Origin of the sequence: Enterobacter asburiae, from assembly GCF_024599655.1 — a bacterium.
Classification (GTDB): domain Bacteria; phylum Pseudomonadota; class Gammaproteobacteria; order Enterobacterales; family Enterobacteriaceae; genus Enterobacter; species Enterobacter asburiae_D.
Genome location: NZ_CP102247.1, coordinates 625,050 through 644,398 on the forward strand (window position 1 = coordinate 625,050; position 19,349 = coordinate 644,398).

Below are 19,349 nucleotides of genomic sequence, written 5' to 3' on the forward strand. Positions count from 1 at the left end.
TCATGTTTAAACGACTGTTAATGGTTGCCATGCTGGTCATCGCCCCTCTTACCGCCGCTCACGCTGCGGATCAGAGTAACCCGTACAAACTGATGGACGAAGCGGCGAAGAAGACCTTCGACCGTCTTAAAAACGAACAGCCTAAAATTCGTGCTAATCCTGATTATCTGCGTGACGTCGTTGACCAGGAGCTGCTGCCGTACGTGCAGATTAAGTATGCGGGTGCGCTGGTGCTGGGACGTTATTACAAAGATGCGACCCCTGCGCAGCGTGATGCCTACTTTGCCGCGTTCCGTGAATACCTGAAACAGGCTTATGGCCAGGCGCTGGCGATGTACCACGGTCAGACCTATCAGATTGCGCCTGAGCAGCCGCTGGGCGATGCGACCATCGTCCCTATCCGTGTGACGATCATCGATCCTAACGGTCGTCCGCCGGTTCGTCTGGATTTCCAGTGGCGTAAAAACAGCCAGACCGGTCACTGGCAGGCGTATGACATGATTGCCGAAGGGGTAAGCATGATCACCACCAAACAGAACGAATGGAGCGACCTGCTGCGCACCAAAGGCATTGATGGCCTGACCGCGCAGCTGCAGTCTATCTCTCGTCAGAAAATTAGCCTGGATGAGAAGAAGTAATGTCACAGCAACTCAGCTGGTCGCGTGAAGGCGAGACATTAAAGCTGTCCGGCGAGCTGGATCAGGATCTGCTGAACCCACTGTGGGACAAACGCCATGAAGCGATGCAGGGCGTGACGCTCATCGACTTAACCGACGTCACGCGGGTGGATACGGCGGGTGTTGCGCTGCTGGCCCATCTGGTTGCGGTAGGGAAAAAGCAGGGGGCTAGCGTTACGCTTCACGGCGCGAGCGATAATGTCGTGACCCTTGCGCAGCTCTACAACCTCCCTCAGGACGTACTGCCTCGTTAATATTTTCAGTGCGTTACTTCCGAAAGCCCTGACAGTTTCATCGTCGGGGCTTTTTGCTTGTTTAAGACAACTCCACTTTGCTCTAAGATGTTGGGCTTGTTTTCACTATCAGATGATTAAGAGCCCATGGAAAATCATGAAATCCAGACAGTGCTGATGAATGCACTCTCCCTTCAGGAAGCCCACGTCTCTGGCGATGGCAGTCACTTCCAGGTTATTGCTGTGGGTGAGATGTTCGACGGTATGAGCCGTGTGAAGAAACAGCAGGCTGTGTACGCGCCGCTGATGGAATATATTGCGGATAACCGCATCCACGCCCTGTCGATTAAAGCGTTCACCCCGCAAGAGTGGGCACGCGATCGCAAACTAAACGGTTTTTGAGCTGAGGGCGACAGGCCCGCAGCACGGTTGAATTTATAAGAGAGCACACAATGGATAAATTTCGTGTACAGGGGCCAACGCGTCTCCAGGGCGAAGTCACAATTTCTGGCGCCAAAAACGCCGCGCTGCCAATCCTCTTTGCTGCGCTGCTCGCGGAAGAGCCGGTAGAAATTCAGAACGTACCGAAGCTGAAAGATATCGACACCACCATGAAGTTGCTCACCCAGTTGGGCACGAAAGTTGAGCGTAACGGTTCCGTCTGGATCGACGCCAGCAAGGTGAATAACTTCTCAGCCCCATACGATCTGGTGAAAACCATGCGCGCATCCATCTGGGCGCTTGGCCCGCTGGTGGCGCGTTTTGGTCAGGGTCAGGTCTCTCTGCCGGGCGGCTGCGCTATCGGTGCGCGTCCGGTTGACCTGCACATCTTTGGTCTGGAGAAACTGGGCGCAGAGATCAAGCTGGAAGAAGGTTACGTTAAAGCGTCCGTCAATGGTCGTCTGAAAGGCGCGCACATTGTCATGGACAAAGTGAGCGTGGGCGCAACGGTCACCATTATGTCTGCGGCGACGCTGGCAGAAGGGACCACTATCATCGAAAATGCCGCGCGCGAACCGGAAATTGTGGATACTGCCAACTTCCTCGTGGCGCTGGGTGCGAAGATCTCCGGTCAGGGGACCGACCGTATCACCATCGAAGGCGTTGAGCGTCTGGGCGGTGGTGTCTATCGCGTACTGCCGGACCGTATCGAAACCGGTACCTTCCTGGTCGCTGCGGCGATTTCTGGCGGAAAGATTGTGTGTCGCAACGCGCAGCCAGATACCCTGGATGCGGTGCTGGCGAAACTGCGCGATGCGGGTGCGGATATCGAAATCGGTGAAGACTGGATCAGCCTTGATATGCACGGCCAGCGTCCAAAAGCGGTCAATGTGCGTACGGCACCGCATCCGGCGTTCCCAACGGACATGCAGGCGCAGTTCACTCTGTTGAACCTGGTCGCCGAAGGTACTGGCTTCATCACAGAAACCATTTTCGAGAACCGCTTTATGCACGTACCGGAGCTGATCCGTATGGGTGCGCATGCTGAGATCGAAAGCAATACCGTGATTTGCCATGGCGTTGAGAAACTCTCTGGTGCTCAGGTGATGGCAACCGATCTGCGTGCGTCTGCAAGCCTGGTGCTGGCGGGTTGTATCGCGGAAGGCACAACGATCGTGGATCGTATTTATCACATCGATCGTGGCTATGAGCGTATCGAAGATAAGCTGCGCGCGCTGGGTGCCAATATCGAGCGTGTGAAGGGCGAGTAATCGTTCCGGCAGCCCCCTGCCAGCAATGACCGGGGGGTTGCTGTTCCTGTCAAAAAACGCGTTACTCCTGCGGTTCTCTTTTTGCCTTTCTCTGGCGAATCATGCGCGATCTGTCGATAAATTCATGGGTAATGGGATCGTGGTAGCGCGAAGGCCAAATCACCCACGGATGCGTATCCAGCGCCGTCGCGATGATTAATTCTCCCTTGGGCCAGGGGCGGGTGAGGGCGTTTGCCAGAGTTGAAGAACTCAGTCCATGGCGGCGGGACTCTGCTGCCAGTGAAGTGCCTCTTTTGCGCAGTGCGGCAATAATATCAGCCGTGTGCCAGTCGATAAATTTCGTATCCATAACGCCGTCCTTAAGTTCGGATTCACCTACGCCGTTTCTTCTGAAACGACGGGGTTACTATACCCATTTCAAACTCTTGTTCTAAAAAGTTCGCGTTACTTGAAGGGATATTCAGAATAAGACATGGCTTTATTCATGCGGTCTCTAAACCGATGAATTTACAGGAATACGGAATTTACAGGAGTTTATTGGAATCTCCCCGCCATAGCCGCGGGGAGAGACAGGAGGATTAACGGTCGCGCTGAACGGCAATGTGGGCAAGACCAATCAGCGCCTCGCGCCACGGGCTGTCGGGAATGACCTGGAGAGCTTCGATGGCTTTGTCGGCTTCTTCTTCCGCACGCTGACGCGTCCATTCCAGCGATCCGCAGATTGCCATGGTTTCCAGCACAGGTTCCAGAAGATGGCGGCCATTTCCCTGCTCAATCGCTTCACGGATCATTTTCGCCTGGTCGGCCGTTCCGTTGCGCATAGCATGGAGCAGCGGCAGGGTTGGTTTGCCTTCGTTCAGGTCATCGCCAACGTTTTTGCCGAGCGTCTCGCCGTCCGCACTGTAGTCCAGCAAATCGTCAATCAGCTGGAATGCCGTACCCAGATAGCGGCCATAGTCCTGCAGGCCTTTCTCCTGCGCTTCGGTACAGTCAGCCAGAATGCCGGAACACTGGGCAGCCGCTTCAAACAGGCGCGCGGTTTTGCTGTAGATCACCCGCATGTAGTTTTCTTCGGTGATGTCAGGGTCGTTGACGTTCATCAGCTGCAGCACTTCGCCTTCAGCAATGACGTTTACGGCTTCGGACATCACCTCCAGCACTTTCAGGGAGCCCAGACTGGTCATCATCTGGAAGGCGCGGGTATAAATAAAATCCCCCACCAGTACGCTGGCTGCGTTCCCGAAAGCGGCGTTTGCCGTGGCTTTGCCACGACGCATATCCGATTCATCCACCACATCGTCATGCAGAAGCGTCGCCGTGTGAATAAATTCGATGAGCGCTGCGATAGTGATGTGAGCATTTCCCTGATAACCAACGGCTCTGGCAGCCAGAATGGCGATCATCGGACGAATGCGTTTACCGCCGCCGCTGACGATGTAATAGCCCAACTGATTGATCAGCTGAACGTCAGAGTTGAGTTGCTCCAGGATTGCTGCATTCACACCCGCCATATCTTGCGCGGTTAACTCGTTGATTTTTTCTAAATTCATCGCAAAAGCCGGGCTTTTTATCCTGTTGATCCCATCTTCAATGGGGTAACGAAGGGTTTCGGTTTATCAATAGTAGTGCTGATTGTACTGAAAAAACGGCACAGATAAACGTTACCGTACGTGTTGTGTTTTTTTTCTTCATGTATTGACGGTAGCACTTGTCAAAGGCTCGCGTTTTGCGTAATATTCGCGCCCTATTGTGAATATTTATAGCGCACTCTGAATCATACGAGGATGTGCGCGGAAGCGGAGTTTATATGTACGCGGTTTTCCAAAGTGGTGGTAAACAACACCGAGTAAGCGAAGGTCAGACCGTTCGCCTGGAAAAGCTGGACATCGCAACTGGCGAATCTGTTGAGTTCGCAGAAGTTCTGATGATCGCAAACGGTGAAGAAGTCAAAATCGGCGTTCCTTTCGTTGATGGCGGCGTTATCAAAGCTGAAGTTGTTGCACACGGTCGTGGCGAGAAAGTTAAAATCGTTAAGTTTCGTCGTCGTAAGCACTACCGTAAGCAGCAGGGCCACCGTCAGTGGTTCACTGATGTGAAAATTACTGGCATCAGCGCCTAAGACCTGAGGAGAGATTTAAATGGCACATAAAAAGGCTGGCGGCTCCACACGTAACGGTCGCGATTCAGAAGCTAAACGCCTGGGCGTTAAGCGTTTCGGTGGCGAATCCGTTCTGGCGGGTAGCATCATCGTTCGTCAACGTGGTACCAAATTCCACGCTGGCAACAACGTAGGTTGCGGTCGTGACCACACTCTGTTTGCTAAAGCAGACGGTAAAGTGAAATTTGAAGTTAAAGGCCCGAACAACCGTAAATACATCAGCATCGTTGCTGAGTAAGGTTTTCTCGGTCCGGTAACGGATTAAAGCCCCGCAACCTGTTGCGGGGCTTTTTACATTGGAAACCCGGTAATTTTTTCTGTAGGGAAAACGGGCATGAAGCAGCAGGCCGGCATGGGCATTCTTTTGGCACTCACCACCGCAATGTGCTGGGGTGCGTTGCCAATTGCAATGAAGCAGGTACTGGAAGTGATGGAGCCGCCTACGGTGGTCTTTTATCGCTTTCTGATGGCAAGCATCGGCCTCGGGGCCATTCTGGCTATCAAAGGTAAGCTTCCATCCTTGCGGCTCTTCCGTAAACCGCGCTGGCTGGTATTGCTGGCTATCGCGACGGGGGGTCTGTTCGGTAACTTCATCCTGTTCAGCTCTTCCCTGCAATATCTCAGCCCCACGGCGTCGCAGGTGATAGGTCAGCTTTCACCGGTGGGCATGATGGTCGCCAGCGTCTTTATCCTCAAGGAGAAGATGCGCGGTACGCAGATTATCGGGGCGAGCATGCTGTTATGCGGTCTGGTGATGTTCTTCAACACCAGTCTGATAGAGATTTTTACCCGCCTGACGGATTACACATGGGGTGTCATTTTCGGTGTGGGGGCAGCAACGGTCTGGGTGAGCTATGGCGTCGCGCAAAAGGTGTTATTGCGTCGACTTGCCTCACAGCAGATCCTCTTTTTGCTGTACACTTTGTGTACAATAGCATTGCTGCCATTAGCAAAGCCGGGCGTGATTACCCAGCTTAGCGACTGGCAACTGGCGTGCCTCATTTTTTGTGGGCTGAACACGCTGGTCGGTTATGGCGCGCTGGCCGAAGCGATGGCGCGCTGGCAGGCAGCACAGGTGAGCGCGTTAATTACGCTTACTCCGCTGTTTACGCTGTTATTTTCAGATTTGTTATCAATGGCCTGGCCCGATGTCTTCGTCAGACCGATGCTCAACCTGTTGGGTTATCTCGGTGCGTTTGTCGTGGTTGCGGGCGCGATGTATTCCGCCATTGGTCATCGTCTTTGGGGACGTTGGCGCAAAAATGAAGCGGTTGTAGTAGTCCCCCGCTCAGGCGAATGAGTTACGGAGAGTAAAATGAAGTTTGTTGATGAAGCGACGATCCTGGTCGTGGCTGGTGATGGCGGCAATGGTTGCGTGAGCTTCCGCCGTGAAAAGTATATCCCACGTGGCGGTCCTGATGGCGGCGACGGCGGGGATGGTGGTGACGTGTGGCTGGAGGCGGATGAAAACCTCAACACGCTGATCGACTACCGTTTCGAAAAATCTTTCCGTGCCGAGCGCGGCCAGAACGGCCAGAGCCGTGACTGTACCGGTAAACGTGGTAAAGACGTCAACATCAAGGTTCCGGTCGGTACGCGTGTGATTGACCAGGGCACCGGTGAAACCATGGGTGATATGACCAAACACGGTCAGCGCCTGCTGGTTGCTAAAGGTGGCTGGCACGGTCTCGGTAACAGCCGTTTTAAATCATCGGTTAACCGTGCTCCGCGTCAGAAAACCATGGGGACACCGGGCGATACGCGCGAGCTGCAGCTGGAACTGATGCTGCTGGCTGACGTCGGTATGCTGGGTATGCCTAACGCCGGTAAATCGACGTTTATCCGTGCTGTATCAGCCGCGAAGCCAAAAGTGGCGGATTATCCGTTTACGACGCTGGTGCCAAGCCTGGGCGTTGTTCGTATGGACCACGAAAAGAGCTTTGTTGTCGCTGATATCCCGGGTTTGATCGAGGGCGCAGCAGAAGGCGCAGGACTGGGTATTCGCTTCCTGAAACACCTTGAGCGCTGCCGCGTATTGCTGCACATCGTTGATATCAATCCAATCGATGAGTCCGATCCGGTCGAAAACGCCCGTATCATCATCGGTGAACTTGAAAAATACAGCGAAAAACTCGCAGGTAAGCCACGTTGGCTGGTCTTCAACAAGATCGACCTGATGGACAAAGCCGAAGCGGAAGCAAAAGCGAAAGCGATTGCTGAAGCGATGGGTTGGGAAGATAAATACTACCTGATCTCTGCGGCAAGCCAGGTTGGCGTGAAAGATCTGTGCTGGGATGTGATGACCTTTATCATCGAGAACCCAATCGTTCAGGCGGAAGAAGCGAAACAGCCTGAAAAAGTCGAATTCATGTGGGATGACTACCACCGCCAGCAGCTTGAAGAGCTGGAAGCTGAAGAAGATGATGAAGACTGGGACGATGACTGGGATGAAGACGACGAAGAAGGCGTCGAGTTCATCTACAAGCACTAATATCTGCTCAAAGCCCCCATTATGGGGGCTTTTTTTTATTCCAGCGTTGCGGGTAGCCAGCAGCTGGCGATCAAACCACCTTCAGCGCCATTCTCAAGCGTCAACCTGCCGTGGTGGAGCTGGACGATGCGCTGCACGATACTCAGGCCCAGACCGCTGCCTCCGTAGCGCTGGTCAAGACGGCGGAATGGCTCGGTAATTGACTGTCGGTGTGCTTCATCAATCCCTGGACCCTGATCGATAACCCCGATCTGCGTCCCCCCATCGACCTCGGTTAAAGTCACCGTAATCGTTGTCCCTGTCGGGCTGTAGCGCCCGGCATTCTCCAGCAGGTTGCGCAGCATCAGGCGCAAGAGCACGGCGTCTCCCTGAACCGTGAGCGCGCTTTTAGCAGGCCAAATCACCGTATGCTCTTTGGCTTCATGCCCCAGGCCGAGAGGTTCAATGATATTTTCCGTCCAGCTCACGGTTTCGTAGTGGCCGCTCGCCATTGCCTGTCCGGCGCGGGCCAGCATCAGCAGCTGTTCGACGGTATGCATGAGCTGATCGATACGGCTAATTAACGTCGCGGCCTGTGGCGCGCCTGACTGCGCCATGAGCTCCAGATGGAGCCGGATACCGGCAAGGGGCGTTCGAAGTTCGTGTGCGGCGTCAGCGGTGAAGAGGCGCTCCTGCTGAATGGTATTGTCCAGCCGGGCGAGCAGCTGGTTCAGGGAGGTTGTCACCGCGCCGATTTCTTCCATGTCGGAATACATGGGAAGCGGAGTTAAGTTATCCGCCGAGCGGTTAGCCAGGCTGTCACGCAGTTTATTCAGCGGTCGGGTTATCCAGGTAACCGCCCAGAATGAGAAAAACAACGTAAAGCCTACCATCACGAGCGAAGGGACCAGCAGTGAGGCAATTGCTTCGCGGATCTCTTTCTCGACATGGTTATTACGAGCTTTCGCCGACAGCGTTTCATTAACGAGAAAACCGATCTGCTCACGGCTTTCATGCCACAGCCAGATGACGCTTATCAGCTGAAAAAATAACAGAATGACCGCCAGCAGCACCATCAAACGCCGACGCATGCTGTTCATTTCTGGCTCTCCAGGCGATAGCCAACGCCACGGACGGTTTTGATTCTGTCCTTGCCGAGCTTGCGACGCAGGTTGTGAATGTGCACTTCAAGGGTATTGGATCCTGGATCGTCCTGCCAGGAGTAGATATCCTGCTGGAGCGTTTCTCTGTGCACCGTTTGCCCGCTGCGCATGATCAGACGCGTAAGCAAGGCAAACTCTTTTGGCGTCACCTCTACCGCCTGATCCTGGCGCAGTACCTGCTGGGTTTGCAGATTCAGCGTAATATCGCCGTCGGTCAGTAAGTTATCACTATGGCCCTGATAGCGGCGAATCAACGCTCGCACCCGTGCCTGCAGCTCCGCGAGCGCAAAAGGCTTCACCAGGTAATCATCTGCGCCTGCATCGAGGCCGGTGATACGATCCTCAATGGCATCGCGTGCCGTCAGGATCAATACCGGGTTGGCGATGCCGCGGCGTCGCCACTGGCTGAGCAGCGTGGCGCCGTCTTTATCAGGCAGGCCCAAATCGAGGATCACCAGACTGTATTCGCCGCTCTGAATCAGGGAGTCCGCCTCCGCTGCGGTGCCGGCACAGTCGAGGGCATACCCTTCATTGGCTAGTCCCAGCGCCAGCCCTTCCTGCAATAACAGATCGTCTTCAACTATGAGTAGTTTCATCGCTAGTTATTCTGGTAGATGTCCTTGTAAAGCCTGCTTTCGAAGCGAACAAGCGGAATACGACGATTGCGCTGGTCGGTCGGTTCGACGGCATAGCCGGAAAGATACTGCACGAATGCCATGCGTTGTCCGCTGGCGGTAGTGATGAAGCCTGCAAGGTTGTAAACCCCCTGCAGTGAGCCTGTTTTCGCGGATACTTTGCCATCCACACCGGCAGCGTGAAGCCCGGCGCGGTACTGCAGTGAACCGTCATGCCCGGCCAGCGGTAGCATTGAAATAAAGTTTAGCTCAGTGTCATGCTGTGCAATGTACTGAAGCACCTGCATCATTGTGGCCGGGGAGATCAAATTATGACGCGATAATCCGGAGCCATCGACGGCGATAGTATTACCCAGCTCGATCCCGGCCTGCTGGCGCAGGATCTGACGAACGGCGTCTGAACCCGCACGCCAGGTGCCCGGCACGCCGAAACGCGCGTGACCAATCATGCGAAATACGGTGTCGGCAATCATGTTGTCAGACTTTTTCAGCATGATTCGCAGTAAATCGTGCAGCGGCGGAGACTGTTTGCTGGCGATGACCGTGCCGGGCTGGTTAACCTGCGTCTGGCGAAGCAGCGTGCCGGAGTAGGTGATTCCCGCCTGCTTCAGTTCATCTTTCAGAATGGCGCCCGCATAGCTTGCCCCGTCCTGTATTGCAAAGGCCAGCGGCAGCGGATCGGCGCGCTGCGTCAGACAGCCGGTAAGCGTGAAGCGGTTAAGATCGCCTGGCACCACGTCCAGCTCACAATATTGCGCATCCGGGGAGCCTTTCGCCAGCGTGCGGACCTGGCTAAACATCGTGACCGGGTAGTAGGACGCTATGCGGATAAACGCTAAATCATCTGGCTTCGGCGCGCTGTAAAGCGAAACCGAGAAGCAGTTACGGTCGACAATCGCGGCGGCGGGCGGGGCGCTAAAGCACTGGATCATGTCGTTCCACGGCCAGCCAGGGGCTTTATCGTGGCTGGCAAAGATCGACGTGTCGATCAGCACATTGCCATCAATTTTTTGCACGCCAGATTTTTTCAGTACCGCAACCATATTGCGGATATCCTGACGCTTAAAGGTCGGATCGCCGCCAAAACGGGCGATAAGATCGCCTTTCAGTTCGCCACCCTCGACGTTACCTTTGGTTTCAAGGGTGGTCGTAAAACGGAAGTCAGGCCCGAGCTGGAGCAGGGCGGCAAGGGCAGTGATCACCTTTTGGGTACTGGCAGGCAGGGCCATCTGTTGACTGTGATAGTCAATCTCGGGAGCCTGTGCGCCAACCTTCTGCACCATCAGGGCAAGGTTCGCGCCTGCGGGGAGCTGATTAATGTACTCATCAACATTCGCGGCCTGGGCGGTGAACGTTATACTGGTAGTCAATCCGATGATAAATCTGGAAAATCGCATAATCTCGCGCTAACAACCCGAAAACAAACCGTCATACTACGGTGCATAGCACTGCAAAGTAAACGATGACCCATAGTGAACTTCGCGGTAAAATGCGTATCAAATTGAAAAATTGCTGCTGACCTGGGGCGTTGCTCCCGGGTCGGTTTTCTTTTTGCTTCTTGCCCGCTTAGGGGGGCAGGAGCAGGGAACACTGCTCCCAACAGGAATGTTTAAGAGGTATAACAAATGCAAGCTATTCCGATGACCTTACGTGGTGCCGAAAAACTGCGCGAAGAGCTGGATTTTCTGAAATCCGTGCGTCGCCCTGAAATCATCGCCGCTATCGCGGATGCGCGCGAGCATGGCGACCTGAAAGAGAACGCTGAATACCACGCCGCGCGTGAGCAGCAGGGCTTCTGTGAAGGGCGTATTAAAGATATCGAAGCAAAACTGTCCAATGCGCAGGTTATCGATATCACCAAAATGCCTAACAATGGGCGTGTGATCTTTGGTTCTACCGTGACCGTGCTGAACCTCGACAACGACGAAGAGCAGACCTATCGCATCGTGGGTGATGATGAAGCAGACTTCAAACAGAACCTGATTTCAGTGAACTCCCCGATTGCTCGCGGCCTGATTGGCAAAGAGCAGGACGATGTTGTCACCATCCGCACCCCTGGTGGTGAAGTGGAATACGAAATTATTAAGGTTGAATACCTGTAATTCGCTTCTCTACTAAGATGTTGATACATTGTAAAGAAAAGAAAAAGGCCGCATAGCGGCCTTTTATCAACTCAAGGAGCATGGCATTTTGCTCGCCTGCTGACAGAAATCCCTCGTTTCACACAGAAAATGTGTTTGATTCAGGATATCCTTAGCGTGGCAGCGAGATTTTGCGCTCTTTAGATGGGCGATAGAGCACCAGCGTTTTACCGATGACCTGTACATTACAGGCGCCGGTTTCGCGCACGATGGCTTCCACGATCAGGTTTTTAGTGTCTCTGTCTTCAGAGGCGATTTTCACCTTGATCAGCTCGTGGTGTTCCAGCGCTTGTTCAATCTCGGCAAGCACCCCTTCGGTCAAACCATTGTTGCCAAGCATGACTACAGGCTTGAGCGGATGTGCCAGACCTTTAAGGTGCTGTTTTTGTTTAGTACTCAGATTCATCGTATATTTTTGCTTACGTTGGGATTGAAAACGGTTCATTCTACCGCCATCTCCCTAATATCGCCAAATAGCAGCGTAGAAATTTACGCCAAAGGTAAGCAACGATGAACCCGGACGGAAAAGTTAAATGACAGGTAAAAAGCGTTCTGCCAGTTCCAGCCGCTGGCTTCAGGAACACTTTAGCGATAAATATGTTCTGCAGGCGCAGAAAAAGGGGTTGCGTTCCCGCGCCTGGTTTAAACTTGATGAAATACAGCAAAGTGACAAACTTTTTAAGCCGGGGATGACGGTTGTCGACCTCGGTGCTGCCCCTGGCGGATGGTCCCAGTATGCGGTCACGCAGATCGGCGGAGCGGGTCGAATCATCGCATGCGATCTTTTACCAATGGATCCCATCGTCGGTGTCGACTTCCTTCAGGGCGATTTTCGTGATGAATTAGTGCTGAAAGCGTTACTTGAACGTGTGGGTGACAGTAAGGTTCAGGTTGTCATGTCTGATATGGCACCAAATATGTGTGGAACACCGGCGGTGGATATCCCCCGCGGCATGTATCTGGTGGAGCTAGCGTTAGAAATGTGTCGTGATGTTCTGGCGCCTGGTGGTAGTTTTGTTGTGAAGGTGTTTCAGGGCGAAGGTTTCGAGGAGTATCTTAAGGAAATTCGCTCCCTGTTTGCGAAGGTTAAAGTTCGTAAGCCGGACTCTTCCCGGGCGCGTTCCCGAGAAGTGTATATTGTAGCGACCGGGCGAAAATGATAACCGGTAGATTTCAGGCGAAAGTTTGAATGAAACTGGATATAGAGTATCCTGACGCTGTTTTTAACACAGTTGTAATGTGAGGTTAATCCCTTGAGTGACATGGCGAAAAACCTAATTCTCTGGCTGGTCATTGCCGTCGTGCTGATGTCAGTATTCCAGAGCTTTGGGCCCAGCGAGTCGAATGGCCGCAAGGTGGATTATTCTACCTTCCTGCAGGAGGTCAATCAGGACCAGGTTCGCGAAGCGCGTATCAACGGACGTGAGATCAACGTTACCAAGAAAGATAGTAACCGTTACACGACTTACATCCCGGTGAACGATCCTAAGCTGCTTGATAACCTTCTGACCAAAAACGTCAAGGTAGTTGGCGAGCCGCCAGAAGAACCAAGCCTGCTGGCTTCTATCTTCATTTCCTGGTTCCCGATGCTGCTTCTTATCGGCGTCTGGATCTTCTTTATGCGCCAGATGCAGGGCGGCGGTGGCAAAGGTGCCATGTCGTTCGGTAAGAGCAAGGCGCGTATGCTGACGGAAGACCAGATCAAGACCACGTTCGCTGATGTCGCCGGTTGTGACGAAGCGAAAGAAGAGGTGGGTGAACTGGTTGAGTACCTGCGTGAACCGAGCCGTTTCCAGAAGCTGGGCGGTAAGATCCCGAAAGGCGTGCTGATGGTTGGCCCTCCGGGTACCGGTAAAACCCTGCTGGCGAAAGCCATCGCGGGCGAAGCGAAGGTGCCGTTCTTTACTATTTCAGGTTCTGACTTCGTTGAAATGTTCGTTGGTGTCGGTGCATCTCGTGTGCGTGACATGTTCGAGCAGGCCAAGAAGGCAGCACCGTGCATTATCTTCATCGATGAAATCGACGCCGTAGGCCGCCAGCGTGGCGCAGGTCTGGGCGGTGGTCACGATGAACGTGAACAGACGCTGAACCAGATGCTGGTTGAGATGGATGGCTTCGAAGGTAACGAAGGTATCATCGTTATCGCGGCGACTAACCGTCCGGACGTACTTGACCCTGCGCTGCTGCGTCCAGGCCGTTTCGACCGTCAGGTTGTTGTGGGTCTGCCGGATGTTCGCGGTCGTGAACAGATTCTGAAAGTTCACATGCGTCGCGTACCGCTGGCGCCAGATATCGACGCGGCAATCATTGCGCGCGGTACCCCGGGCTTCTCCGGTGCGGACCTGGCTAACCTGGTCAACGAAGCCGCTCTGTTTGCCGCTCGCGGTAACAAGCGCGTCGTATCGATGGTGGAGTTTGAGAAAGCGAAAGACAAAATCATGATGGGTGCGGAACGTCGCTCCATGGTGATGACGGAAGCGCAGAAAGAGTCCACGGCATACCACGAAGCGGGTCACGCGATTATCGGTCGCCTCGTGCCGGAACACGATCCGGTGCATAAAGTGACGATTATTCCGCGCGGTCGTGCGCTGGGTGTGACCTTCTTCCTGCCTGAGGGCGACGCGATCAGCGCCAGCCGCCAGAAACTGGAAAGCCAGATTTCTACCCTGTACGGTGGTCGCCTGGCAGAAGAGATTATCTACGGTGTGGAACATGTTTCTACCGGTGCGTCCAACGACATCAAAGTCGCGACAAACCTGGCGCGTAACATGGTGACGCAGTGGGGCTTCTCCGACAAACTCGGTCCGCTGCTATATGCAGAGGAAGAGGGTGAAGTATTCCTGGGCCGTTCTGTGGCTAAAGCGAAACATATGTCCGATGAGACGGCTCGTATCATCGACCAGGAAGTAAAATCTCTGGTAGAGCGTAACTATGCACGTGCTCGCCAGATCCTGAACGACAATATGGACATCCTGCATTCGATGAAAGATGCGCTCATGAAATATGAGACCATCGATGCACCGCAGATTGACGACCTGATGGCGCGCCGTGAAGTACGTCCGCCAGCAGGCTGGGAAGACCCAGGCGCTTCCAATAATTCTGACAACAATGGCACCCCGCGTGCGCCGCGTCCGGTTGATGAACCGCGTACGCCAAACCCGGGCAACACCATGTCAGAACAGTTGGGCGATAAGTAAGTCACTGCTGTTGACGCGTTTGTCTGTACCTCAAACCCTGGAGCTTGCTCCGGGGTTTTTCATTTCTGTTTAACGATATAAATATCAGGGATTTCGCCATGAAATTATTCGCTCAGGACTCGCATCTCGATCTTTCCCATCCCCATGTGATGGGGATCCTGAATGTTACCCCTGACTCCTTCTCTGACGGCGGCACGCACAACACGCTTATTGAGGCGGTTAAGCACGCGAATTTAATGATTAATGCGGGTGCCACCATCATTGACGTTGGCGGCGAATCGACGCGTCCTGGTGCGGCTGACGTGTCTGTGGAAGAAGAGTTGGCGCGTGTGGTGCCGGTGGTTGAAGCGATTGCCCAGCGGTTTGAAGTGTGGATCTCCGTTGATACCTCCAAACCGGAAGTGATTCGCGAAGTGGCGAGAGTGGGCGCTCACATTATTAATGACATTCGCTCACTGACTGAGCCTGGCGCGATTGAGGCGGCAGCGGAAACTGGCCTGCCGGTCTGCCTGATGCATATGCAGGGCCAGCCGAAAACCATGCAGGAAGCACCGAAGTATGACGATGTCTTTGCCGACGTGAATCGCTTCTTTATTGAGCATATCGCGCGCTGTGAACGTGCAGGTATCCCAAAAGAGAAATTGCTGCTCGACCCGGGGTTCGGTTTCGGTAAAAATCTCTCACACAATTATGCGTTGCTTGCGCGCCTGTCGGAATTCCATCACTTTGGTCTGCCGCTGCTGGTGGGTATGTCGAGAAAGTCGATGATTGGGCAGTTGCTGAACGTGGGGCCGAGCGAGCGCCTGAGCGGCAGCCTGGCCTGCGCGGTGATTGCGGCAATGCAGGGTGCGCACATAATTCGTGTCCATGACGTCAAAGAAACAGTAGAAGCCATGCGTGTGGTGGAAGCCACACTGGCAGCGAAGGAAAACAAACGCTATGAGTAATCGTAAATATTTTGGTACCGATGGTATCCGCGGGCGTGTAGGCGATGCTCCCATCACCCCTGATTTTGTCCTGAAGCTCGGCTGGGCTGCCGGTAAAGTGCTGGCGCGTCATGGTTCCCGTAAGATCATTATCGGTAAAGACACCCGTATTTCGGGCTATATGCTGGAATCTGCGCTGGAAGCGGGTCTGGCGGCGGCCGGACTGTCCGCCTCCTTTACGGGGCCAATGCCAACGCCTGCAGTCGCGTATCTGACGCGCACCTTCCGTGCGGAAGCGGGGATTGTCATCTCGGCTTCTCACAACCCGTTCTACGACAACGGGATTAAATTCTTCTCCATTGACGGCACCAAGCTCCCGGATGACGTAGAAGAGGCTATTGAAGCCGAAATGGAAAAAGAGATCACATGTGTTGATTCCGCAGAGCTGGGTAAAGCCAACCGTATCGTTGATGCGGCGGGTCGTTATATCGAATTCTGTAAAGGCACCTTCCCGAATGAGCTGAGCCTCGCTCACCTCAAAATTGTGGTGGACTGTGCAAACGGCGCGACCTATCACATCGCCCCGAATGTCTTCCGCGAGCTGGGTGCGAAAGTGATCACCATTGGCTGCGAGCCGGATGGTCTGAACATTAACGAGCAGGTAGGGGCAACTGATGTTCGTGCCCTGCAGGCGCGTGTTCTGGCAGAGAAAGCCGATCTGGGTATTGCCCTGGACGGCGACGGTGACCGCGTGATCATGGTCGACCACGAAGGTAACAAGGTCGACGGCGATCAGATCCTCTACATCATTGCACGTGAAGGTCTGCGTCAGGGCCAGCTGCGCGGTGGTGCGGTGGGTACCCTGATGAGTAACATGGGGCTGGAACTGGCACTGAAACAGCTCGGTATTCCGTTTGTCCGCGCGAAAGTGGGTGACCGCTATGTGCTGGAAAAACTGCAGGAGAAGGGCTGGCGCATCGGTGCAGAAAACTCGGGTCACGTGATCCTGCTCGACAAAACCACCACCGGTGACGGTATCGTGGCCGCGCTGCAGGTGGTTGCCGCGATGGCGCGCAACCATATGAGCCTGCACGATCTGTGCAGTGGGATGAAAATGTTCCCACAGATCCTGGTAAACGTACGTTTCACTGCCGGTAAAGGCGATCCGCTGGAAAATGAGAACGTCAAAGCGGTGATGGCTGACGTTGAAGCGGCCCTGGGCACTCGTGGACGCGTGCTGCTGCGTAAGTCCGGTACCGAACCGCTGATCCGCGTGATGGTGGAAGGTGAAGACGAAGCGCAGGTAACCGAATTTGCACACCGTATTGCGGATGCCGTGAAAGCTGCATAATCTTGCACGCTAAATGTTTAAAAAGGCGGCGTTTGCCGCCTTTGTTTTAAGCAATTTATGGCTTTTTGCTGTTTTTTTCCGCAGTTGATACAATGCGTCAAAAATGCCCTTGCGAAGGTCATTCGCTTTGGTTAGTATTCACACCCGCTTCAGTGGGAAACAAAAATCCTGCTAATTGGTCGAAGCATTGGTATGCGGCAAATCCGCAAGGAACAGGTTGATTATGTACGAAGCTCTTTTAGTTATTTTCCTTATTGTAGCCATCGCTCTCGTAGCGCTGATTATGCTGCAGCAAGGTAAAGGCGCTGATATGGGAGCCTCCTTCGGAGCAGGCGCTTCCGGTACACTGTTTGGCTCAAGTGGTTCTGCGAACTTCATGACCCGCACAACGGCGATTCTGGCTACGCTGTTCTTCATCATCAGTCTGGTGCTTGGCAATATCAACAGCAATAAGACCAGCAAAGGAAGCGAGTGGGAAAACCTGAGCGCGCCAGCGAAAACTGAGCAGACTCAGCCAGCTGCACCGGCTAAGCCAACCAGCGATATCCCGCACTAAGTATTCTGTACCGAGGTGGTGGAATTGGTAGACACGCTACCTTGAGGTGGTAGTGCCCTAACGGGCTTGTGGGTTCGAGTCCCATCCTCGGTACCAATATTCCAGAAAAAAGACGTCGAAAGACGTCTTTTTTTTCGTCTGTAGACTGCGAGATCTCCGATCTTTTGTAGGGCGGGTAAGCGCAGCGCCACCCGCCATGTTGCCCGGTGGCGCTGCGCTTACCGGGCCTACGAAAATCAAAATAAAAAAGGCGCCCTGTGGGCGCCTTTTGCATGTTACATCAGCGATTACTTCTTATCGCTGTGTTCCAGGTTTTCAACCTGCGGCAGGCCGTTACCGGAACTGGCGGAGAGCAGGCCATTCTCAACATAGTTGAACAGCTTCTCGCGGGTATCGGTGATGTCCAGATTACGCATGGTCAGCTGACCGATACGATCGTCCGGCGAGAACACGGACTCACCTTTCTCCATGGTCAGACGCTCTGCTTTATAGGTCAGGTTGTCAGACACGGTATTCAGGATGGAGTAGTCGTTACCGCGGCGCAGTTCCAGCGTCACTTCACCGGTGATCGCGCTTGCCACCCAACGCTGCAGCGCATCGCGCAGCATCAGCGCCTGTGGATCGAACCAGCGGCCCTGATACAGCAGTTTACCCAGCTGACGGCCATGAGAGTGGTACTGCTCAATGGTGTCTTCGTTGTGAATGCCGGTCAGCAGACGCTCGTATGCGATGTGCAGCAGCGCCATTCCCGGGGCTTCATAGATGCCGCGGCTTTTCGCTTCGATGATGCGGTTTTCAATCTGATCGCTCATGCCCAGACCGTGACGACCGCCAATACGGTTAGCTTCCAGCATCAGCTCAACATCATCAGAGAAGGTTTTACCGTTCAGCGCAACCGGATGGCCGCGTTCGAAACGCACGGTCACTTCTTCAGCCTGGATTTTGACGTTCTCGTCCCAGAACTTCACGCCCATGATCGGGTTAACGATCTTCACGCTGGAGTTCAGGAATTCCAGGTCTTTCGCTTCGTGCGTCGCGCCCAGCATGTTGGAGTCGGTGGAATAGGCTTTCTCGACCGACATCTTATAGTCGAAACCGCAGGCGATCATAAACTCGGACATCTCATGGCGGCCACCCAGCTCGTCGATGAAGTCGGTGTCCAGCCACGGCTTGTAGATCTGCAGTTCGGCGTTGGTCAGCAGGCCATAACGATAGAAACGTTCAATATCGTTACCTTTATAGGTGCTACCGTCACCCCAGATATTGACGCCGTCTTCTTTCATCGCAGCAACCAGCATGGTGCCGGTGACCGCACGGCCCAGCGGGGTGGTGTTGAAATAGGTCAGGCCGCCGGTGGTGTTATGGAACGCACCACACTGAATAGCCGCGATACCTTCAGCGACCAGTTGCTTACGGCAGTCAATCAGGCGCGCGTTCTCTGCACCATACTCTTTAGCGCGACGAGGAATGGCATCATAGTCGTCCTCATCCGGCTGACCCAGGTTCGCAGTATAGGCATACGGAACCGCTCCCTTCTGGCGCATCCACAGCAGTGCAGCGCTGGTATCCAGGCCACCTGAGAAAGCGATGCCAATACGTTGTCCAACCGGAAGATGCTTGAGAATCGTCGTCATAGAATAAAACCCTGCTTGATTGACTGATTAGAGACCGCTTTCGCTCTCTTGTGCATTTTTATGCAAAATAAGTGAGTATTCATTTAATCATCTTTTGGCGAAGACCGGAAGAGAGTCGTGCGTTTTTTGTAAAAATTTTGGTCTGATCGCTCTGGCGGAAGTTGGGTTGACAGGTGGGGTCAACTATCAATATACTAAACGCCGATTTTACGTCCCGTCTTCGGTACCAAATCCCAGCATTATTTGCAAATTCTGTCCAAAACGCGTAGAATTTGCCACGTTTCAGGCGCGGGGTGGAGCAGCCTGGTAGCTCGTCGGGCTCATAACCCGAAGGTCGTCGGTTCAAATCCGGCCCCCGCAACCACTTTCCCATAAAGTTCTTTTTCAAATATACTGTGAAGACTTAGAGCCTTCGTAGCTGGATTTGAAAAAATTCTTTCGGAAAGTGCTCCAGGCCACAGTTGTGGCTATAGGGTTCAGTTATCTAAAGCCCCGA

Annotated in this window: 21 protein-coding genes and 2 tRNA genes; 16 read left to right on the top strand and 7 right to left on the bottom strand. The window is 53.8% G+C overall.

The genetic code is table 11. From position 1 onward, the window contains the following. The first annotated feature begins 2 nt into the window (after positions 1-2). From mlaC to murA, 4 genes are all read left to right on the top strand, one after another. Complete coding sequence (mlaC, locus tag NQ230_RS03000; protein WP_023333604.1) at positions 3-638, top strand: phospholipid-binding protein MlaC; 636 nt, start codon at positions 3-5, stop codon at positions 636-638. After that, on the top strand, positions 638-931 hold the full coding sequence (mlaB, locus tag NQ230_RS03005) for a lipid asymmetry maintenance protein MlaB (protein ID WP_032639716.1): 294 nt from the start codon (positions 638-640) through the stop codon (positions 929-931). Before mlaC ends, mlaB begins: the two co-directional genes overlap by 1 nt. A 126-nt stretch (positions 932-1,057) precedes the next feature. After that, positions 1,058-1,312: a BolA family iron metabolism protein IbaG gene (ibaG, locus tag NQ230_RS03010; protein ID WP_023333602.1), complete on the top strand. Its 255-nt coding sequence runs from the start codon at positions 1,058-1,060 to the stop codon at positions 1,310-1,312. A gap of 50 nt (positions 1,313-1,362) precedes the next feature. Next, the gene (murA, locus tag NQ230_RS03015) at positions 1,363-2,622 is read left to right on the top strand and encodes a UDP-N-acetylglucosamine 1-carboxyvinyltransferase (RefSeq protein WP_023309349.1); all 1,260 of its coding nucleotides are present in this window, start codon (positions 1,363-1,365) and stop codon (positions 2,620-2,622) included. A gap of 61 nt (positions 2,623-2,683) precedes the next feature. On the opposite strand, the gene sfsB is transcribed toward murA, so the two are convergent. Both sfsB and ispB read right to left on the bottom strand, forming a co-directional pair. Beyond that, positions 2,684-2,971 (bottom strand): DNA-binding transcriptional regulator SfsB, encoded by a 288-nt coding sequence (gene sfsB / locus NQ230_RS03020; protein ID WP_121424774.1) that lies wholly within the window; start codon positions 2,969-2,971, stop codon positions 2,684-2,686. Positions 2,972-3,200: 229 nt separating this feature from the next. Further along, a complete protein-coding gene (ispB, locus tag NQ230_RS03025; protein WP_024906360.1) occupies positions 3,201-4,172 on the bottom strand; it encodes an octaprenyl diphosphate synthase in 972 nt (323 codons plus the stop codon). A gap of 257 nt (positions 4,173-4,429) precedes the next feature. Between ispB and rplU the strand changes: the two genes are divergently transcribed. The 4 genes from rplU (at position 4,430) to cgtA (ending at position 7,271) form a co-directional block, all read left to right on the top strand. Then, the gene (gene rplU / locus NQ230_RS03030) at positions 4,430-4,741 is read left to right on the top strand and encodes a 50S ribosomal protein L21 (protein WP_003025032.1); all 312 of its coding nucleotides are present in this window, start codon (positions 4,430-4,432) and stop codon (positions 4,739-4,741) included. A gap of 19 nt (positions 4,742-4,760) precedes the next feature. Continuing rightward, positions 4,761-5,018, top strand: coding sequence for a 50S ribosomal protein L27 (rpmA, locus tag NQ230_RS03035; protein ID WP_004385076.1), 258 nt, complete (start codon positions 4,761-4,763; stop codon positions 5,016-5,018). A 96-nt stretch (positions 5,019-5,114) separates the two neighbouring features. Then, positions 5,115-6,080, top strand: a complete 966-nt coding sequence (locus tag NQ230_RS03040; protein ID WP_159515010.1) for a DMT family transporter — start codon at positions 5,115-5,117, stop codon at positions 6,078-6,080. Positions 6,081-6,095: 15 nt separating this feature from the next. Beyond that, positions 6,096-7,271 carry an Obg family GTPase CgtA gene (gene cgtA, locus NQ230_RS03045; RefSeq protein WP_010436018.1) on the top strand — a complete coding sequence of 392 codons (1,176 nt, stop codon included), beginning with the start codon at positions 6,096-6,098 and terminating at the stop codon, positions 7,269-7,271. Between the two features lie 35 nt (positions 7,272-7,306). Here the strand turns inward: cgtA and pmrB are convergent, their stop codons facing one another. The 3 genes from pmrB to dacB are packed head-to-tail and all read right to left on the bottom strand — an operon-like array spanning position 7,307 to position 10,445. Then, positions 7,307-8,350 carry a two-component system sensor histidine kinase PmrB gene (gene pmrB, locus NQ230_RS03050; RefSeq protein ID WP_159515009.1) on the bottom strand — a complete coding sequence of 348 codons (1,044 nt, stop codon included), beginning with the start codon at positions 8,348-8,350 and terminating at the stop codon, positions 7,307-7,309. Beyond that, positions 8,347-9,009 (bottom strand): two-component system response regulator PmrA, encoded by a 663-nt coding sequence (pmrA, locus tag NQ230_RS03055; protein WP_023333595.1) that lies wholly within the window; start codon positions 9,007-9,009, stop codon positions 8,347-8,349. The genes pmrB and pmrA overlap by 4 nt, the downstream gene beginning before the upstream one ends. A gap of 2 nt (positions 9,010-9,011) precedes the next feature. Beyond that, positions 9,012-10,445 (bottom strand): serine-type D-Ala-D-Ala carboxypeptidase, encoded by a 1,434-nt coding sequence (gene dacB / locus NQ230_RS03060; protein WP_257259901.1) that lies wholly within the window; start codon positions 10,443-10,445, stop codon positions 9,012-9,014. Positions 10,446-10,673: 228 nt separating this feature from the next. On the opposite strand from dacB, the gene greA reads away from it, so the two are divergent. Beyond that, the gene (greA, locus tag NQ230_RS03065) at positions 10,674-11,150 is read left to right on the top strand and encodes a transcription elongation factor GreA (protein WP_014171793.1); all 477 of its coding nucleotides are present in this window, start codon (positions 10,674-10,676) and stop codon (positions 11,148-11,150) included. A gap of 151 nt (positions 11,151-11,301) precedes the next feature. Here the strand turns inward: greA and yhbY are convergent, their stop codons facing one another. Further along, entirely contained in the window at positions 11,302-11,595 is a 294-nt protein-coding gene (gene yhbY / locus NQ230_RS03070; RefSeq protein ID WP_003861814.1) for a ribosome assembly RNA-binding protein YhbY, read from the bottom strand. 127 nt (positions 11,596-11,722) lie between these two features. On the opposite strand from yhbY, the gene rlmE reads away from it, so the two are divergent. The 6 genes from rlmE (at position 11,723) to NQ230_RS03100 (ending at position 17,315) form a co-directional block, all read left to right on the top strand. Beyond that, positions 11,723-12,349: a 23S rRNA (uridine(2552)-2'-O)-methyltransferase RlmE gene (gene rlmE / locus NQ230_RS03075; protein ID WP_010436004.1), complete on the top strand. Its 627-nt coding sequence runs from the start codon at positions 11,723-11,725 to the stop codon at positions 12,347-12,349. Positions 12,350-12,451: 102 nt separating this feature from the next. After that, complete coding sequence (ftsH, locus tag NQ230_RS03080; RefSeq protein WP_010436002.1) at positions 12,452-14,386, top strand: ATP-dependent zinc metalloprotease FtsH; 1,935 nt, start codon at positions 12,452-12,454, stop codon at positions 14,384-14,386. 98 nt (positions 14,387-14,484) lie between these two features. Continuing rightward, the gene (gene folP, locus NQ230_RS03085) at positions 14,485-15,333 is read left to right on the top strand and encodes a dihydropteroate synthase (protein ID WP_045329744.1); all 849 of its coding nucleotides are present in this window, start codon (positions 14,485-14,487) and stop codon (positions 15,331-15,333) included. Beyond that, positions 15,326-16,663 carry a phosphoglucosamine mutase gene (gene glmM, locus NQ230_RS03090; RefSeq protein ID WP_121424771.1) on the top strand — a complete coding sequence of 446 codons (1,338 nt, stop codon included), beginning with the start codon at positions 15,326-15,328 and terminating at the stop codon, positions 16,661-16,663. Before folP ends, glmM begins: the two co-directional genes overlap by 8 nt. A gap of 223 nt (positions 16,664-16,886) precedes the next feature. Beyond that, positions 16,887-17,219: a preprotein translocase subunit SecG gene (secG, locus tag NQ230_RS03095; RefSeq protein ID WP_023333590.1), complete on the top strand. Its 333-nt coding sequence runs from the start codon at positions 16,887-16,889 to the stop codon at positions 17,217-17,219. 9 nt (positions 17,220-17,228) lie between these two features. Then, positions 17,229-17,315: transfer RNA gene (locus tag NQ230_RS03100), tRNA-Leu, on the top strand. 191 nt (positions 17,316-17,506) lie between these two features. On the opposite strand, the gene argG is transcribed toward NQ230_RS03100, so the two are convergent. Then, entirely contained in the window at positions 17,507-18,853 is a 1,347-nt protein-coding gene (gene argG / locus NQ230_RS03105; RefSeq protein ID WP_024906366.1) for an argininosuccinate synthase, read from the bottom strand. A gap of 287 nt (positions 18,854-19,140) precedes the next feature. Here argG and NQ230_RS03110 point away from each other — a divergent pair. Beyond that, positions 19,141-19,217: transfer RNA gene (locus NQ230_RS03110), tRNA-Met, on the top strand. The last annotated feature ends 132 nt before the right edge of the window (positions 19,218-19,349 follow it).

What these genes read in the sequence shown, in the direction of transcription:
- mlaC (WP_023333604.1), top strand. Translation starts at nt 3, where the DNA reads ATGTTTAAACGACTGTTAATGGTTGCCATGCTGGTCATCGCCCCTCTT.
- mlaB (WP_032639716.1), top strand. Translation starts at nt 638, where the DNA reads ATGTCACAGCAACTCAGCTGGTCGCGTGAAGGCGAGACATTAAAGCTG.
- ibaG (WP_023333602.1), top strand. Translation starts at nt 1,058, where the DNA reads ATGGAAAATCATGAAATCCAGACAGTGCTGATGAATGCACTCTCCCTT.
- murA (WP_023309349.1), top strand. Translation starts at nt 1,363, where the DNA reads ATGGATAAATTTCGTGTACAGGGGCCAACGCGTCTCCAGGGCGAAGTC.
- sfsB (WP_121424774.1), bottom strand. Translation starts at nt 2,971, where the DNA reads ATGGATACGAAATTTATCGACTGGCACACGGCTGATATTATTGCCGCA.
- ispB (WP_024906360.1), bottom strand. Translation starts at nt 4,172, where the DNA reads ATGAATTTAGAAAAAATCAACGAGTTAACCGCGCAAGATATGGCGGGT.
- rplU (WP_003025032.1), top strand. Translation starts at nt 4,430, where the DNA reads ATGTACGCGGTTTTCCAAAGTGGTGGTAAACAACACCGAGTAAGCGAA.
- rpmA (WP_004385076.1), top strand. Translation starts at nt 4,761, where the DNA reads ATGGCACATAAAAAGGCTGGCGGCTCCACACGTAACGGTCGCGATTCA.
- NQ230_RS03040 (WP_159515010.1), top strand. Translation starts at nt 5,115, where the DNA reads ATGAAGCAGCAGGCCGGCATGGGCATTCTTTTGGCACTCACCACCGCA.
- cgtA (WP_010436018.1), top strand. Translation starts at nt 6,096, where the DNA reads ATGAAGTTTGTTGATGAAGCGACGATCCTGGTCGTGGCTGGTGATGGC.
- pmrB (WP_159515009.1), bottom strand. Translation starts at nt 8,350, where the DNA reads ATGAACAGCATGCGTCGGCGTTTGATGGTGCTGCTGGCGGTCATTCTG.
- pmrA (WP_023333595.1), bottom strand. Translation starts at nt 9,009, where the DNA reads ATGAAACTACTCATAGTTGAAGACGATCTGTTATTGCAGGAAGGGCTG.
- dacB (WP_257259901.1), bottom strand. Translation starts at nt 10,445, where the DNA reads ATGCGATTTTCCAGATTTATCATCGGATTGACTACCAGTATAACGTTC.
- greA (WP_014171793.1), top strand. Translation starts at nt 10,674, where the DNA reads ATGCAAGCTATTCCGATGACCTTACGTGGTGCCGAAAAACTGCGCGAA.
- yhbY (WP_003861814.1), bottom strand. Translation starts at nt 11,595, where the DNA reads ATGAATCTGAGTACTAAACAAAAACAGCACCTTAAAGGTCTGGCACAT.
- rlmE (WP_010436004.1), top strand. Translation starts at nt 11,723, where the DNA reads ATGACAGGTAAAAAGCGTTCTGCCAGTTCCAGCCGCTGGCTTCAGGAA.
- ftsH (WP_010436002.1), top strand. Translation starts at nt 12,452, where the DNA reads ATGGCGAAAAACCTAATTCTCTGGCTGGTCATTGCCGTCGTGCTGATG.
- folP (WP_045329744.1), top strand. Translation starts at nt 14,485, where the DNA reads ATGAAATTATTCGCTCAGGACTCGCATCTCGATCTTTCCCATCCCCAT.
- glmM (WP_121424771.1), top strand. Translation starts at nt 15,326, where the DNA reads ATGAGTAATCGTAAATATTTTGGTACCGATGGTATCCGCGGGCGTGTA.
- secG (WP_023333590.1), top strand. Translation starts at nt 16,887, where the DNA reads ATGTACGAAGCTCTTTTAGTTATTTTCCTTATTGTAGCCATCGCTCTC.
- argG (WP_024906366.1), bottom strand. Translation starts at nt 18,853, where the DNA reads ATGACGACGATTCTCAAGCATCTTCCGGTTGGACAACGTATTGGCATC.